We start from the raw sequence: 13,858 nt of genomic DNA, 5'->3' as shown, positions 1-13,858 counted from the left end.
CCGACGACCACCGCTCGACATCACCGCCGAAGTTCTCCGAAGAATTCGCGGATCTCGGTCACCACGTCTTCCGGGACGGCCATCGCGACCATGTGGCTCGGGCTCTCGTGGTCGGCCCAGCGCACGATGTCGTTCTTGCGCGAGGCGATCTTGCGCAACGCGGCCGGGCCGCCGTGCGAGACGCCGGTCGGAACCACGGTCTGGTCGGTCGGCATCGCGGCCGCGCCTTCGTAGTACGGCCACAGCGAAGTGCCACCGGTCCCGGTCAGCCAGTACAGCGTCACGTTGGTGAGCAGCAGGTCGCGGTCGATCGGCTCGGCGGGACCGGCGCCGTCGGGCCAGCCGTCGAACTCCTTGAACCGTTCGACCAGGTAGGCCAGCTGCGCGACCGGCGAATCGAGGAAGCCGAAGCTCAGCGTCTGGGGCCTGTTCGTCAGATAAGGCGCATACCCGCTACCGCCCGCGAAGCGTTCCATCAGACCCGCGAGATCGGCCTGATCCTGTTCCGTGAGCCCTTCGAAGTCGGCCGGGTCGCCCATCGGCACGCCGAGCCCGGAGGTGATGTGCGAGCCGATGACGTGCTCGGGCGCGTACGCCGCCAGACACGGCGTCACCAGCGCGCCGGCGTCGTTCCCGTGTGCGCCATAGCGTTCGTAGCCGAGGCGGCTCATCAGCTCCGCCCAGATCCGCGCCACCCGCGCGATGTCCCACGGCCCGCTCATCGGCCGGTTCCGGGAAGGGCGAGAAGCCGAAACCGGGCAAGGACGGCGCGACGACGTGGAACGCCCGGGAAGGGTCGAGACCGTGGGCGCGCGGGTCCGTGAGCGGGCCGAGGACGTTCAGGAACTCGGCGATCGAGTTCGGCCAGCTGTGCGTCATGATCAGCGGGATCGCGTCCGGTTCCGGCGAGCGGACATGCAGGAAATGCAACCGTTGACCATCGATGACCGTGGTGTACTGCGGGAACTCGTTGAGCCGCTTCTCCCACGCGCGCCAGTCGTAGCCGTCGCGCCAGTACTCGGCCAGATCCTTGAGATAGGCGACCGGAACGCCCCGGCTCCATTCGGCACCGGGCAGTGCCGACGGCCAGCGGGTACGGCCGAGGCGGTCGGTGAGGTCGTCCAGATCGGACTGCGGGATGTCGATGCGGAACTGCTCGATGTCGGTCATGAGAGGACCGTAGGAGCTATACAGGACAGGATGTGTCCTATATGGCTCCCTCGGTGTCCGGGAAGGCAGAGTCGTATAACTCGCCATCGCTAGAGCGGGCCACGGCGAACGTGTCGTGTGGCTCCGGAGGAAGTGGGCTCGCGCAAGGGGCCTCACCCGGCTCTTGACTGTCCATAAGGGACACTTTGCGGGACAAATGTGCCCGGTTCGGGCAAGATACTCGGTTTCGGGAGGGGGTCGTGAGTGGCAATGAGGGTTCTAACCCGAATCGTCACTCACGACCCCCCGCATGTCTTTTGTGGACACTGAAGCCCAGCAGGCGTCCAGAATCAGGCCTGCCTACCTCGGCTCGTCCCTGATCTTCCGTTGATCAAGCTCCGCCAACGGCACATGCGGTCCCGCGACAGTGCAGGAAGACCGGCGGTCATCGACCGAGTGAAACCACCTGCGTCGCACCGAAGGTGTCCTTCACCGGCACCTCGACGGTCTTGCGTCGCACCGTCACCCGGACGACGTCCTGCCGTTGCGTCGGATCGGACACGGCCAGCCGCCAGCCGTTCTTTCCGCGGCCCAGCGCCACCGACGCCGGACCGGACACCGACACCTCGTCGACCGAGCCGGCGGCGAAGAAGTTCGCCAGCAGCGTCGCGTCCCACAGCCGGACGGCCTGCACGGCCGCGGTGTTGGACCGCACACGCCACGCCCAGGCCGACGCGACCGTCTCCAGCACCGACGCCGTCGGCAGGACGGCGTAGGCGTAACTCGCGTCCACGGGTTTCGCCCCGTGCTCGATCACCAGTTTCTGGTAACGCCGGGTGTAGGGCACCGTGGTGCCCTTGGTGTTGGCTCCCTTGTCGACGTCACGCCAGGTTCCCGTCCGGTCCTCGCGCAGCGCGGTCACCTCCGCGTCGTCGAGCAGGATGTACCCGCCGACCTTCTCCAGATGCAGCCATCGCTTGCGCCGCAAGGACTCCGAGCCGCCGACGAGACGACCGTCCGCCAGCAGCACCCCCGAGCCGTTCTCGCCGAGGTTGCGGTTCTCGATCGTGGTACGGATCCGCTCACCGGAGCCGTCGGTGATCCCGGCGCCGAGGCAGACCACCCCCGACGGCGTGAAGAACCACGACTTCTTCGCGGTCAGCGTGCCGTCCTGCGAGACGAAGTCGAGGGCGTGCGCACCGTGCCGCGCGTCCCAGCGGACGCCACCGCAGTGGGCCTTGCTGGTCAGCGGCACCTGTTCCAGGGTCGGCGTCGGCCCGGTCTTGGTCGTGGTGCCCGGAAGCAGCAGCGGATCGACCGTCGGCCAGTAGGCGTCGGTGAAGTGTCCCTTGGCCTTGGGCACGAACAGATACAGCGAACCGTCGCCGGTGTACCAGCCGTGCAGGTTCATCGCGTTGACCGACTCGTACCGCGAGATCCGCGTCGAAGCGACGCCGAGCGAGGCCGACCAGCCTTCGGTGACGTGCACCATCCGGTCCTGCTGGCCGAAGACGCGGTGGGTCGCGACCGTCGGGGCCGGCCGGATCCCGGTCGCCAGCAACTCCTGCGCGAACTCGATGCCGGGCACACCGACGAGGTCCGGTCCTGGTGCGAACCGCTCGGGATCGGGGATCTTCAGATACGGCGCGAAAGTGTCCTCGGTGATCCACTTCGCGGCGAGCCCGCCGAGTTCTTCCTTGCGCTTCCCGCTCGCCGACCGCGCCAGCAGGACGACCGCGCCGGTGAGCTGGTGCCCGATGTCGTGCGCGGATTCCCCTTGCCGGGACAGGAACCGGCCGCGGACCGATTCCATGAGCGCGCCCGCGTAGACGAACGGCGCGAAGGTGTCGGACACCAACGCGTACGCCGCGTCCCTGAGGTCGGCGGACAGTTCGAACTCCGTGCCCTTGGTGACGTGGACGGCGGCCGCGACCGCGGTGAGCAGGACGATCCCGTAGTGCCCGGGATAGGGCACCGAATCGTGCTGGATGAAGGAGCCGTCGGTGTGGAAACCGTCGCCCGCGGCCCGGTGGAGTTTGGCGATGACGCTCGCCGCTCCCCCGCCTTCGACGTCGGTGAACGCCCCGACGCCGCGCCGGATCCGCTCGGTGTCACCCAGCATCGCCCCGGACACGATGGCGATCGTCGACTTGTCCGCGCGGTTGGCGCCGGTCTCGACGACGTTCGGGTTGTTCGTGCGAAGGTTCGGGTTGCCGGAGAATTTCAGCACCGGCTTCAGATACCTGGCGATTTCGTCCTGGGTCAGCTCGTCCGCCACCGTCGCGAGGATGTGCAGCAGGTAGAGCGGGATGCCGATCTCATAGGTGTACCAGTTGCCGATCTCGGCGGTCTTCTCGCTGTACTGATCGCTGGTGTACAGCAGTTCCAGCGCCGCCTTGATCCGGCCGAGCACGGCGGGATCACCGGCCAGCGCACCGCCCGGCGTGCCCCAGTTGACCGCGATCGCGCGCAGCCGCGCGTACATCGACGTGGTGAACTCGCTGCCCGGTCCGAGCGGCAGATCCTTCCACAGTGGACCGCCGCCGACCGTCATGCTGTCGTGGTAGGACTTCGCGACCCTGTCCAGGTTCGCCAGCGCGGCCGCGCGTTCCGCCGACGGCCGGTTGATGCCGGTCTGCAGTTCGCGATAACCGGTCACGATGGCGGCCGTGCCCGACACGGGCAGGGCCGACGAAGGGGTCACGAGAGTGGTCGTGAGCGCGACCGTGGCGGCCGCCGCCGCACCTGAACGCAAGGCGGTTCTCCGGTCGATGTAACCGAATCCGGGCATGACGAGGCCTCCCAAGAGGTCGAAGACAACAACAAGGGGCGGCGGCGTGTAGTGGGCCTCGTGAGTGGTAATGACGGTTCTAACCGTCATTACCACTCACGAGTCTTCTAGCGTTTCCCGTCGGTCCTGCGGGGCAGTCCCCACGGGTTGTTCTCCTGCAGCGGTTCCGGCAGCAACGCGTCGGGGAAGCCCTGCCAGGCGATCGGTCGCAGGAACCGCTCGATCGCGGCGGTGCCGACCGAGGTACTGGTCGGCGCGGTGGTCGCCGGGTAGGGACCACCGTGTTCCTGTGCCCAGGTGACCGTGACGCCGGTCGGCCAGTCATTCCACAGTAGACGTCCCGCGACCCGGGTCAGCGACGGCAGCACCGGGCGGATCCAGTCCACATCGGACTCTTCGCCCTGGATGGTCGCGGTGAGCCCCGGTTCCATCACGCCGAGCAGGCTGATCAGTTCGGCCTGGTCGGCGTAGGTGACGATCAGCGACGCCGGACCGAAGCATTCCTCGCGGACGGTGTCGGCATCGGCGAGGAAGGCCTTGGCGGTGGTGGCGAGCAGGGTCGCGCCGTGCGAGATCCCTTCCGCGCCACCGGACTCGGACAGCACCTCGACACCCTCGACCTCACTCAGCTTCGCCAGCCCTTCGGCGAATCCGGCCGCGATGCGCTCGTTGAGCATCGGCTGGGCCGGGATCGCCGAGACCGCCTCGCGCAGCGTGTCTTCCAGTCCGTGTCCTTCGGGCAGGAACAGCAGACCCGGTTTGGTGCAGAACTGCCCGGCACCGAGGCTGAACGAACCCGCGTAGCCCTTGGCGATCGCCTCGCCACGGGCGTCGATCGCCGCGCGCGTGACGACCACGGGGTTGACGCTACCCAGTTCGCCGTAGAACGGGATCGGCGACGGCCGCGAGGTCGCGATGTCGAACAACGCGCGCCCGCCCGGGACCGAGCCGGTGAACGACGCCGCTTGGATCCGCGGGTCCTTCAGTGCCGTCACGCCGTTCTGCTGGCCGTAGATGACCGCGAAGATCCCCTCCGGCGCGCCCGCCTTGACCAGCGCCTCACGGAGGACCTCCCCGGTGCGGGCGGACAACTCGGGGTGCCCGGAGTGCGCCTTGAGCACCACGGGGCAGCCCGCGGCGAGCGCCGAAGCGGTGTCACCGCCCGCGACGCTGAAGGCGAACGGGAAGTTGCTGGCGGCGAACACCAGCACCGGGCCGATCGGCGTGAGCAGCCGCCGGATGTCCGGACGCGGGCCCATCGGCCACGCGGCGTCCGCGTGGTCGACGGTGGCGCCGAGGAACGCACCGTCGGCCAGCACCTCGCCGAACAGGCGCAGCTGGAACGTCGTGCGCTTCAGTTCTCCCTGCAGCCGAGGGGAAGCCGGGAGGTGCGTCTCCTCGGCGGCGAGCGCGATCAGCTCGTCGGCGGCCGCGTCGAGGGCGTCCGCGGCGGCGTTCAGCCAGCCGGCGCGCTGGGCTGGGGTCGCGGCCGCCGCCGTGCCTGCCGCATCGGCGGCGGCCGCGAGGATCTGGTCGAGCGTGGCGGGATCTGTTGCCTGGCTCATGGGTTCTGCGTCTCCTAGAGTTCTTGCGCGGCGCTGACGGCGGCGATGAGATCCGCCCAGCGCCCCGGGCCGGCGAGGCCGAGGTGGTACAGGTGCAGTTCGGTGGCGCCTGCCTTGCCGAGTTCGGTGGTGTAGGCCTCGATGCCGGGCACCGGGCTCGCCGCCACCGCGGTGATGTAACTGCCGACGGCGACCTTCTCCGGCAGCTTCGCCCGCGCGGCCGCGACGGCGCCCACGCTGGGCCGTCCGGGTGCCCAGTTCTGCAGCACCACCGCGTCGACGTCGTCCGGGGCCGACGGCGTCAGCCCGGGCAGCGCGCCGGTGACCCACGGGTCCATCGCGCCGTGGAGCACGATCCTGGGCCCGGACGGGATCTTCGCGAGCACTTCGCGCCGGAGCGCGTCCGTGGCCTTCTGCCGGGTGTCGAGCAGGACCTGCCGCAGGGTCGGCAGGATCTTGTCCTCGGTGGCACGGAGGTCACCGCCGTCGATCAGCCGACGGACCTCGGCGCGCAGCTTGCCCAGCGCCTTCGCCGGGTCTTGGCCCGCCTTGGCCCACTCCTCCAGGCAAGCGTCACAGCAGCAGATCGACAGCAGCCGCGCCACCGCGGGCGACCAGACGCCGTCGGTCTTCTCGTGCTGGTGCTGGTGCACGGCGCCGAGCGGCCCGCACGCCTCGAGGATCACCGAGGCGAAGTCGAGCCCCGCGAGACTCTCCGCCGTCACGTTCGCGGCGTATTCGCGGACCGCCGGCTGTCCGGGGCACAGCGCCCACGGGTACCGCTCACCGAAACAGTTGCGCACGGTGAAATCGGGGAACTCCGTGCCCAGCCGGGAGTTGTGGGTCAGCACGAGCCAAGCCGCCGCCGGGATGCCCGCCTCGTTCAACGCTCGGACGGCGTCGCCCGCGCTGTCCCGGCTCTCCACCCAGTCCGGTTCGGCGGGCCGCAGCTCTCCCCAGGCCTCCTCGCGCACCGGCCGGTACAGCGCCGCGTGGCGCGCGACGACCGAGGTGCGATCCGGCGACCAGGGAGTCGCCGCGCGGGCGCTGTGGTAAGACACGGCGACGGCGACCTCGTCGACGCCGAGTTCCCGTACGCGCTCGACGAACCCGGGATCGCCGTCGACGTCCCAGGGGTAGGCGTATCCGGTGACCTTCACCCTGTCACCACCGCGCCGTATTCGGTTCGAAGTCTCCGACGAACTTCCGCATATAGGTCACGTCATCCCGTTTGGTCTGTCCACATCGGACATAGTCTTCATGGGCCCGTGCCAGCGCGTCGGGGTCGAGTTCGACCCCCAGCCCCGGTTTGTCGGGCACCGCGACCGCACCGTCGACGAACTCCAGCGCACCCGGGGCGATGACGTCGGCCGTCTTCCACGGCCAGTGGGTGTCGCAGGCGTAGGTCAGGTGCGGCGTCGCCGCGGCCACGTGCACCATAGCGGCCAGGCTGATCCCGAGATGACTGTTCGAATGCATGGAAAGCCCCACGTCGAAGCATTCCGCCGTGGTGGAGAGGGCTTGCGTGTCCCGCAGGCCACCCCAGTAATGATGGTCCGAAAGTATTACGCCGACCGCTCGCTGCCGGAAGGCGGGCTCGATGTCCGCGAAGCGCACGACGCACATGTTGGTGGCCAGCGGCATGCTCGCCCTCTCGGCGACGCGCGCCATCCCCTCGATGCCCGGGGTCGGGTCTTCGAGGTACTCCAGGACGCCGTCGAGTTCCTCGGCGACCCGGATGCCGGTGTCCACCGTCCACGCCGCGTTGGGGTCGATCCGCAGCGGGTGGTCCGGGAACGCCTCCGCGAGCGCGCGGATACCGTCCATCTCCTGGTCGGGATCGAAGGCGCCGCCCTTGAGCTTGATGGAGCCGAAGCCGTACTCCTCGACCATGCGCCGCGCCTCGCCGACGAGTGCCTCCGGCGTGGTCACCTCGCCCCACGAGTCCTCCTCGGCGCCCAGGTGGGCACCGAACTTGTAGAACAGGTAGGCGGAGAAGTCGACGGCGTCACGCGCCTTGCCGCCGAGCAGATCCACGACGGGCCTGCCGAGGTAGTGGCCCTGCGCGTCGAGCGCGGCCACCTCGAACAGCGAGTACACGCTGGCGACGGTCTTGCTGACGGAGAATCCGCCGGTGAGCCCGTGCGCGTCGGCGAAGACGACCTCGCCGAGCGTGGTGGCGACCTTCCGGCGCAGGCCGGGCAGGTCGAACACGTCCTGTCCCTTGAGTTCCGGCAGCACCTTCCGGACCTGGTCGAGGAAGGCGAGGTCCCCGTAGGACTCACCAAGGCCGACCACACCGTCTTCGCAGATCAGCTGGACGACGCCGCGCAACGCGAAGGGCTCGTGCACGCCCATCGCGTTGAGCAGCGGCGGGTCGGCGAAGGCGACCGGGGTCAGGACGACGTCGAGAACCTTCATCTTCAGGCACCGGCCTCGACGGACTTGAGGGCGGCGAATCCGTCGTCGACGATCTTCTCCAGCCGGGCGATCTGGTCGGCCGTCGGTTCGACCAGCGGGGGACGGACCGAACCGACCTTGTCGCCGCGCAGCCGCGCGGCGGCCTTGACCAGCGACACGGCGAAGCCCTGCCCCTCGTCCCGCAACGCCACCAGCGGCAGGTAGAAACCGGCGAGCAGCGCCTCCATCACCGCGTCGTCGTTCTCGGCGAGCGCGCGGTGGAACCGGGCCGCGATCTCGGGCGCGAAGCAGTGCACGGCCGAGGAGTACCGCGCCACGCCGATCGCGGAGTAGGCGCGCGCGGAGACCTCCGCGGTCGGGAGACCGTTGAAGAACAGGAAGTCCCGCGCGCGGTCGGTGCCGGCGGAGCGGATCGTGGTGATGATCCGGCTCATCAGTTCGACGTCGCCGAAGCCGTCCTTGAGACCCACCACCGAGGGGATGTCGAGGAGGGCGGCCGCGGAGTCCGGGGTGAAGACCCCGGTGGAACGGTGGTAGACGATCACCGGGATCGAGGAATCGCCGACGGCGTAACGAACGTGGTCGACCAGCCCCGACGGCGGGCCGGTGACCAGGTAGGGCGGCAGGAGGAGGACGCCGTCCGCGCCGTCCGCCTCCGCCGCCGCGATCCCGGCACGGGCCGACGACGCACCGCCGCCCGCCCCCACCCACACAGGTACGCGCCCGGCGACGACCTCACGAGCCTTGCGCAGGATCGCCGCGTGCTCGTCCGGGGACAGCGAGCTGAATTCGCCCGTACCGCAGGCGACGAACAGCGCGCCGGCTCCGGCGGCCACGTGGCTCTCGACGTTTTCCGCGAACGCGTCGAGGTTGAGTTCCAGCCCCTCGGTGAAGGGGGTCAGCGGGAACGCCAGTAGGCCGTCGAGCTCGATCTTGGGCTGTACCATGGATTTCTCTTTCGTTCTTTGTCGGTTGATCCCGGGTTCGGGCCCGGTCAGGCCGGCACGGTGGTGCCGTCCTGGGATTTGCTGACCGCGACGTCGTCGTCACGGTCGATGGTGTCGATGATCGCGTCCGTGCTGGCCTTGCGCTCGGGCATGAGATAGCCGAGCCCGATGAACAGCGCCAGCGAGACCAGGATCGGCGTGGAGACGGTGACCGCGAGGGTGGCTTTGTAGCCGTAGTAAGCGATCGCGTAGGCGATGAGACCGCCCGCCCAGGAGATCAGCGCCGCACGGGAACCGGACCGGCGGAACGCCGGCAGCATGCCCAGCAGCAGCGGCACCGAGATCGGGCCCATCAGCGCCGCGACCCAGAGCACCACGATACCCAGCACCCCACCGAGTTTCTCGGCCTGCGTGGCGACCGCCATGGTCAGCACGACGAAGATCACCGTCGAAACCCGGGCGGCGAGCAGCCCCTGGGATTCGGTGAAGTTCTTCGCCTTCTTCCACAGCACCGGCATCATGTCGCGGGTGATGACGGCGGAGATCGCGTTGGCGTCGGAGGAGACCATCGCCATGGTGTGCGAGAAGATGCCCGCCAGCACCAGCCCGACCAGACCCGGCGGGAGGAACGTCGTGGTCATGATCGCGTAGGCGTTGTTGGGGTTGGAGATGTTCGGGATCAGCAGCGGGGCGGCGAACATCGGGAACATCATCACCAGCGGCCACACCAGGTACAGGATCGAGGAGAGCCGCGCACCACGCCGGGCTTCGAAGGTGTTCGGCGCGGCCATGTAGCGCTGCGCCAGGTTCCACATACCGCCGTTGTACTCCAGGGTCTTCACCAGCACGTAGACGAGCAACACCACGGTGGTGAACTTCGACGTCGTCGGGTTGAGGTGACTCGGCGGGAGGTCGCCCCACACGGTCCACAGTCCGGAGACGCCGCCGAGCTTGTCCAGCACGACCCACAGCATCACGATCGCGGCGATGGCCTGGATGACGAACTGGCCGAAGTCGGTGAGCGCGTCGGCCCAGAGGCCGCCGACGGTGCAGTAGATCAGCGTGATCGAACCGGTGATGATGATGCCCCAGGTGTAGGGCACGCCCGCGAAGACGTTGAGGATCGTCGCGACCGCGAACCACTTGGCCGCGATGTCGAAGATCTTCAGCAGGCTGCCGCTCCAGGCCAGTGCCTGCTGGGTGGGCACGTTGAAGCGTTTCGCCAGGTACTCCAGCGGCGAGGAGACACCCAGCTTCGAGCGCAGGCGGTTCCATCGTGCGGCGAACAGCCAGCTGCCGATGCCGACGCCGATACCGATGCTGGCCATGCCCCAGAAGTAGACCGTGATGCCGTCGGTGTACGCGACGCCGGCGTACGCGACGAAGAGCACCGCGCTGTAGCCGGACATGTGGTGGGAGATCCCGGCCAGCCACCACGGCATCTTGCCGCCGGCGGTGAAGAAGTCACTGACCGTGCTGACCCGGCTGTGTGACCACAGGCCGATCACCACCATCAGCACGAAATACGCGGACACCATGATCCAGTCCAGCAAATGCACCGCTGACTCCTTTCCGCGTCCACGATGATGCGGTCTAGTGCTGTTCACATCCATGAACGGAGTCTGTTATAGTGATTATGTTCATCCATAAGAACGCTGTTCGGGACGCTAATATGGCCGGAGTCACAAGTCAACGGCCGGATGGAGGAGTGCGGATGCCACAGCAGGAAGCCGCTGTCACCGTGGCGAACGGCTCGTCCGCCGCCGAACCGGCCGGGGTGAAATCCGCGCGGCGGGCGATCGACCTGATCGAAACCTTCGCCGCCAACGACGTCTGGCTGTCCCTCTCGGATCTCCACGCGCGCACGGGTTTCCCGAGGTCGAGCCTGCACGGATTGCTGCGCACCCTGCTCGAAGCCGGCTGGCTGGAAGTGGACACCAACACCGCCCGCTACCGCCTCGGCGTGCGCGCGCTGATCTGCGGCACGGCCTACCTGGACCGCGACCCGGTCGTCCCGTTCGCGACCGAGGCGCTGGAGCGGATCCGGGAGAAGACCGGCTTCACCGCGCACTTCGCGCGCCGCGAGGGCACCGACGTCGTCTACCTGGAGACGCGGGAGTCACGGCACTCGACACATCTCGTCTCCCGCGTCGGCCGCACCCTGCCCACGCACGCGACAGCGCTCGGGAAGGCGTTGCTGGCCGAGCTGACGCACGACGAGATCGACGGACTCCTGACCGGAGAGCTGCCGGCGCTGACCCCGAACACCATCACCACGGTCGAGGCGCTGCACGCCGAATGCGCGAAGACCCGCGAGCGCGGCTACGCGGCGGAAATCGAGGAAGGCAGCCTCGGCGTCCGCTGCGTGGCGGCCGTGATTCCCTACCGCATCCCCGGCACGGACGCGATCAGCTGCTCCATGCCGGTCACCGAAGTCACCGACGCCGACGCTCAGCGCGTCGGCGAACTCCTCGCCGAAATCACCGCCGAGCTCGGCCAGCAGCTGCGCCGCGCCGGTATCCGCTGATCATTCCCGTTCTTCTCCGACAGACAAGGGGCTCCCATGGCAGACCAGCGCGTCCTGATCACCGGCTCGGCGGGCATCGTCGGCACCCTGATGCGGCCGCGGCTGCGCCGTTCCGGACGGGTGTTGCGCCTGCTCGACCTGGCTCCGCAGCCCGAGCCGGAATCCGGTGAGAGCGTCGAGCTGATCACCGCGTCGGTGACCGACCCGGAAGCGATGGCGAAGGCGTGCGAAGGCGTCGACGCGCTGATCCACCTCGGCGGGCACAGCCGCGAGAACTCGTGGGAAGCGACGCTCGACGTCAACATCAACGGCACCCACACCGTCCTCGAAGCCGCGCGCGCGGCCGGTGTGCCGCGCGTGATCCTGGCCTCCAGCAACCACGCCGTCGGTTTCCGCCGCAACGACGAAGCAGGCGAGAACGGCCTCCCCGCCGACTCGACACCTCGGCCCGACACCTACTACGGCGTCAGCAAGGCCGCCATCGAATCGCTGGGCAGCCTGTACCACTCGCGGTTCGGCATGGACGTGATCGTCATCCGGATCGGCTCGTGCTTCGAGAACCCGCTCGTGCTCGGCCCCCGCGGCCTGACGACCTGGCTCTCCCCCGACGACGGCGCCCGCCTGTTCGAGGCGTGCCTGAGCTACCCCTCGCCCGGCTACCGGCTGATCTGGGGCGTCTCCGACAACACGCGCCGGATCTACTCGCTCGCCGAAGCCGAAGAGCTGGGCTACAAATCGCTCGACAACGCGGAAACCTACGCGGACCAGCTGGCCGACAAGCCCGCGCCGACCGGTGCTGCGGCGGAGTACGTCGGCGGGCCGTTCTGCACCGCCCCGCTGGGAGCGCACAACCCGCTCTGAGACTCTCGCGCGTCAGGGGACAGCCGGGACCGCCTCGCAGCCAGGAGGGACACAGGTGCCGAATCCTGCCCCGACCCAGAAGACCGTCCAGAGTACGAACGGCCCGATGGACAACAGCACGACGGGGACCAGCGTGTAGAACGCGATGACCAGAACGGCATGGAAGCCGGACTCGAGGAACCGGGGGCCCGACCGGGAGTTCCTGGTCAGGAGGACGATGCCGCCCACGACCACGGCCAGGCCGACGAAAATCCAGGCCAGCACTGGTGCGAGGACGGCGGATATCCAGGCCAGGGCGATGAACCACTCACCGAAATGGACGGGTTCGCCGAGGCTGAACCCGCGTAACCCCGCGCCGCGGACGGCCAGCAGGCCGAACACCGCGGCGGCGATCGCCGAGAAGGCCAGGGCGGACCGGCGCAGGCGGGTCCACTCGGTGGCGAGAGCAGGTGGTGTCTGAGCCATGGGACACCTCGCAGCGGATACTCCGTATCAGAGTATTTCCCTACTCCAATACGGAGTATCCGGCAAGGTGGGAGAGGCGGATTGGGCCGGACGGACGAAGACGGCTCAGGCGAGGGTCCGATACGGCGCCAGACCTTCCCCGCTACCGCGTGTTCAGCCCACCGCGATCGACTGGAACGTCACCGTGGTGTTCGGCGGCCCCGTTCCATCGCCGGGCCCCTTCGCGTCGTCCACCCCGCCGCGCGCGACCTTGTCCAGCGTCTGCAAACCGGCGTCGGAAATGCTTCCGAACACCGTGTACTCCGGCGGCAGTTCCGCTTCACCGAAGACCATGAAGAACTGGCTTCCGCCCGAGTCCGGCGCCTGCTTCTTCGCCATCGCGAGGATGCCCCGGCCGTACTTGAGCTCGGGGAAGACCTCGTCCGGGACGGTGTATCCCGGACCGCCCGTCCCGGTGCCCGCCGGGTCGCCGCACTGGAGCATCTGCAGTCCCGACGTACCGAGCCGGTGGCACGAGTGCCCGTCGTAGTAACCCTGCTGTGCCAACGAGAGGAAGTTCGCGACGGTGCACGGGGCGAGTGCCCGGTCCAGCGTGAGCCCGATGTCGCCCGCGGTCGTCTTGACGGTGACCGCCGTCGTGCCACTCGCCGGAGTGGGTCCCGCCGCGGGCGGGTTCACCTTCTTCGGCACCGGGCCACTGGTGTCCGGCTGGTAGACGCAGTTCGCCGGATCCGGCAGCGGCGTCGCCCGTTTCGGCAGCGCGACCCGGTCTGCCGGGATTTGCACCGGACTCTGTGCCGTCGTCGTTTCCTGGTCACTCGAAGTCGGAGCCGGAGAGGACGAGGACGCGACAGCGTTCTTGCCCTTGGAATCCGACAAGAAGAATCCCGGCGCCACGAATCCGGTGATCGCCACGACGGCGACCACCACCACGAGCCCCAGCACGCCCAGCCCGATCCACAACGCCGTCTTGTTCGACGACGGCGGCGGTTGCTGCGGAGCCCCGTACCAGCCCTGTTGCGGATAAGGCTGTTGATAGGGCTGATACGGCTGCCCCTGCGGAGCCCCGGCGTCGGGCGTCTGGCCTTCGGGCTCGCCCGGCTGCGGTGGCTGGGACATCTGTGCTCCTGTC

11 protein-coding genes and 1 pseudogene are annotated in these 13,858 nt (G+C 68.7%); 2 read left to right on the top strand and 10 right to left on the bottom strand.

Features of this window, described 5'->3' with window-relative positions; genetic code table 11:
- Positions 1-20 precede the first annotated feature (20 nt).
- The 8 genes and pseudogenes from ACZ5ZX_RS33790 to ACZ5ZX_RS33755 all read right to left on the bottom strand — a co-directional run bounded on the left by ACZ5ZX_RS33790 (position 21) and on the right by ACZ5ZX_RS33755 (position 10,432).
- Positions 21-722 carry an alpha/beta fold hydrolase gene (locus tag ACZ5ZX_RS33790; RefSeq protein ID WP_465506143.1) on the bottom strand — a complete coding sequence of 234 codons (702 nt, stop codon included), beginning with the start codon at positions 720-722 and terminating at the stop codon, positions 21-23.
- A 181-nt stretch (positions 723-903) separates the two neighbouring features.
- A pseudogene (locus tag ACZ5ZX_RS33785) lies at positions 904-1,170 on the bottom strand (epoxide hydrolase N-terminal domain-containing protein); the annotation flags it as partial.
- A 424-nt stretch (positions 1,171-1,594) separates the two neighbouring features.
- Positions 1,595-3,940 carry a polysaccharide lyase 8 family protein gene (locus ACZ5ZX_RS33780; RefSeq protein WP_465506046.1) on the bottom strand — a complete coding sequence of 782 codons (2,346 nt, stop codon included), beginning with the start codon at positions 3,938-3,940 and terminating at the stop codon, positions 1,595-1,597.
- Positions 3,941-4,047: 107 nt separating this feature from the next.
- Entirely contained in the window at positions 4,048-5,505 is a 1,458-nt protein-coding gene (locus ACZ5ZX_RS33775) for an aldehyde dehydrogenase (NADP(+)) (RefSeq protein WP_465506045.1), read from the bottom strand.
- A 14-nt stretch (positions 5,506-5,519) separates the two neighbouring features.
- Entirely contained in the window at positions 5,520-6,665 is a 1,146-nt protein-coding gene (locus tag ACZ5ZX_RS33770) for a hypothetical protein (RefSeq protein WP_465506044.1), read from the bottom strand.
- Between the two features lie 4 nt (positions 6,666-6,669).
- Positions 6,670-7,926, bottom strand: coding sequence for a glucarate dehydratase family protein (locus ACZ5ZX_RS33765; protein WP_465506043.1), 1,257 nt, complete (start codon positions 7,924-7,926; stop codon positions 6,670-6,672).
- Positions 7,927-7,928: 2 nt separating this feature from the next.
- Positions 7,929-8,873, bottom strand: coding sequence for a 5-dehydro-4-deoxyglucarate dehydratase (locus ACZ5ZX_RS33760; protein WP_465506042.1), 945 nt, complete (start codon positions 8,871-8,873; stop codon positions 7,929-7,931).
- A gap of 47 nt (positions 8,874-8,920) precedes the next feature.
- Positions 8,921-10,432, bottom strand: coding sequence for a sodium:solute symporter family protein (locus ACZ5ZX_RS33755; protein ID WP_465506041.1), 1,512 nt, complete (start codon positions 10,430-10,432; stop codon positions 8,921-8,923).
- A gap of 155 nt (positions 10,433-10,587) precedes the next feature.
- On the opposite strand from ACZ5ZX_RS33755, the gene ACZ5ZX_RS33750 reads away from it, so the two are divergent.
- Together ACZ5ZX_RS33750 and ACZ5ZX_RS33745 are read left to right on the top strand one after the other, a co-directional pair.
- Positions 10,588-11,400, top strand: a complete 813-nt coding sequence (locus ACZ5ZX_RS33750) for an IclR family transcriptional regulator (RefSeq protein ID WP_465506040.1) — start codon at positions 10,588-10,590, stop codon at positions 11,398-11,400.
- 36 nt (positions 11,401-11,436) lie between these two features.
- Complete coding sequence (locus tag ACZ5ZX_RS33745) at positions 11,437-12,261, top strand: NAD-dependent epimerase/dehydratase family protein (protein ID WP_465506039.1); 825 nt, start codon at positions 11,437-11,439, stop codon at positions 12,259-12,261.
- Between the two features lie 12 nt (positions 12,262-12,273).
- Here ACZ5ZX_RS33745 and ACZ5ZX_RS33740 read toward each other — a convergent pair whose 3' ends face one another.
- Entirely contained in the window at positions 12,274-12,726 is a 453-nt protein-coding gene (locus ACZ5ZX_RS33740) for a hypothetical protein (protein WP_465506038.1), read from the bottom strand.
- Positions 12,727-12,879: 153 nt separating this feature from the next.
- Entirely contained in the window at positions 12,880-13,845 is a 966-nt protein-coding gene (locus ACZ5ZX_RS33735; RefSeq protein ID WP_465506037.1) for a peptidylprolyl isomerase, read from the bottom strand.
- Positions 13,846-13,858 lie beyond the last annotated feature (13 nt).

This window comes from Amycolatopsis sp. NPDC033938, from assembly GCF_055575975.1.
This window is presented reverse-complemented; position numbering and strand designations above follow the sequence as displayed.